At 73.1% G+C, this 245-nt stretch carries 1 protein-coding gene; it reads right to left on the reverse strand.

The window, feature by feature from the left end:
* Positions 1–245: GDSL-type esterase/lipase family protein (locus tag SB822_RS59795; RefSeq protein ID WP_410859473.1), on the reverse strand; the 245-nt coding region annotated here is incomplete at both ends.

Here is a 245-nt window from a genome sequence, read left to right on the forward strand (position 1 = left end):
CCTGGTCCTGCGCGGCCAGCTCCGCATAGGCCTTCTTCAACCGCTGGCGGTAGGCCGGGCCGTAGTTGGGCGGGACATCGATCCCCAGCAGCAGCACCCGGGCACCGGCCTGGCGCGACAGCTCGACCATCTTCTGCAGGTTGCCCTGCAGCTGCGCCGGGGCCAGCCCGCGCAGGGCATCGTTGCCGCCCAGCTCGATCACCACCACCGTGGGCCGGTGCCTGGCCAGCAGCCCGGGCAGCCGG

The sequence above is a fragment of the Paraburkholderia sp. SIMBA_054 genome, from assembly GCF_046534875.1.
Lineage (GTDB): Bacteria > Pseudomonadota > Gammaproteobacteria > Burkholderiales > Burkholderiaceae > Paraburkholderia > Paraburkholderia hospita.